This is a genomic window from Methylobacterium variabile (assembly GCF_001043975.1).
Classification (GTDB): Bacteria; Pseudomonadota; Alphaproteobacteria; order Rhizobiales; family Beijerinckiaceae; genus Methylobacterium; species Methylobacterium variabile.
On sequence record NZ_LABY01000281.1, the window covers coordinates 1 to 2,014 of the forward strand.

At 62.2% G+C, this 2,014-nt stretch carries 1 protein-coding gene; it reads left to right on the forward strand.

Translation table 11 applies throughout. From position 1 onward, the window contains the following. Positions 1 to 502: 502 nt before the first annotated feature. Positions 503 to 1,939: an IS1182 family transposase gene (locus VQ02_RS30900; RefSeq protein ID WP_048448090.1), complete on the forward strand. Its 1,437-nt coding sequence runs from the start codon at positions 503 to 505 to the stop codon at positions 1,937 to 1,939. Positions 1,940 to 2,014 lie beyond the last annotated feature (75 nt).

Genomic DNA, 2,014 nt, shown 5'->3' on the forward strand with positions numbered 1-2,014 from the left:
GGGTGGAGGCTGTGTGAAAAGAGCGTCTGATGGTCAGGCTTGCCTCACATGGCGGAAGGCTGCTTCGAGGTTTTGCAGGACGCGAGGGTCGCAGGTTGAAACTTCGTAGAAGCTGCTGTCGATGGCGCGCACGATGAGCACGGGTACCGTAGCGCCTGCTTCTGGGTAAGCCTGAAACTCGCCCTAGATGACCTGCTGAGTTCCGTTGGCTAGTTCTCGCAGCTGAGATCCCTTGATCCGCCTACCGGAGGCCGCAAGCTCTTCGAGACGTCCTGCCTGGTCGCCCGTCGCCTCGAAAGGCTCGTCGTATACTCCTCCGACGCGACTCACCGCCCAAGAGCATCCGATAGCCTGCGCTCCGATTGCCGATAGAATATGACGCAGATCGAAACTAAGCGCGCCGTCAGTCGTATCGTATATTTGGACGGTGTGCATAGCTGATCTTCCTGTTCGCGGTTCTGGCTCAATATGATAGTCTTTATCTCGATACGGGAGGCGAAAGATGACACGCTTTGTCCAAGGTGCAGACCGCCATCAGATCGCCTTGCTTCCTGCTTGTCTGGACGATTACGTCGTACCGGATAACCCGGCTCGCGTCATCGATGTGTTCGTCGACGAACTCGATCTCACAGCCCTTGGCTTTGCCGGCGTGACGCCCGCCATCACCGGCCGCCCAGGCTATCATCCTGCGACGCTGCTCAAACTCTACCTGTACGGCTATCTCAATCAGGTCCCGTCGAGCCGGCGCTTGGAGCGGGAGGCCGGGCGCAATGTTGAGCTGATGTGGCTGATCGGCCGCCTCGCACCCGACTTCAAGACAATTGCCGACTTCCGACGCGAGAACGGTGAGGCGCTGCGTGCCACGTGCCGACACTTCGTGATCCTCTGCCGCCAAGTCGGTCTCCTGGCCGGAGGCGTCGTGGCCGTCGACGGTAGCCGGTTCAAGGCCGTGAACACGCGAGACCGGAACTTCACCCCGGCAGCAGTCCGCCGGCGCATCGAGCAGGTCGAGACGAGCATTGGACGCTACCTCGCAGCCCTCGACACTGCCGATCGCCAGGAAGCCGAGGTGGCAGAGCTTCGAACGCCGCGCCTCAAAGAGCGGTTGGCCGCTCTGCGGGATCGTCTGCGCGCCTTGCAGGCCATGGAGACGCTCGTCGAGGCTGCGCCCGACCGGCAGATCTCGTTGACCGATCCCGATGCGCGCGCCATGGCAACTAATGGCAAGGGCACCGGGCTCGTGGGCTACAACGTTCAGGCGGCGGTCGACACAAAGCATCACCTCGTCGTGGCCCATGAGGTCACCAACGTCGGTCACGACCGAACCCAACTCGCGAGCATCGCCGGGCAAGCCCATGCTGCCACGGGCGAGGCAGCCATCCACGTCCTGGCGGATCGGGGCTACTTCTCGGGCGAGGAGATCCTGGCCTGCGAACAGGCGGGCATCTCGGTCACGTTGCCAAAGCCATTGACGTCTGGGGCGAAGGCCGAAGGCCGGTTCAGCAAGCAGGACTTCGTCTACCAGGAGAACGAGGACGCCTATCGCTGCCCGGCAGGCCAGATGCTGACATACCGCTTCGAGAGCATCGAGAAGGGGATGACCTTGCGTCGCTACTGGACGTCGGCCTGTTCCACCTGTTCGATCAAAGCCGATTGCACCCCCTCTGTGCAGCGGCGCATCACGCGCTGGGAGCACGAGCATGTGCTCGAAGTGGTGCAACGCAGGCTCGACGAGAACCCGAACGCAATGCGCGACCGCCGTCAAACGGTCGAGCACGTCTTCGGCACCCTCAAAGCCTGGATGGGGGCGACCCACTTCCTGACCAAGGGGATGAGACATGTAGCGGGCGAGATGAGCCTACAGGTTCTCGCCTACAACATGAAGCGGGTGATCGCGATCCTTGGGGCCGCTCCGCTTATCGCAGCGATCCGCGGCTGAAAGCCGGGACCCGTTGTCCACCGTTCCGTCAGCTCAATCCGAGCCTCAAACACGTTCTCACACAGCCTGGGTGGG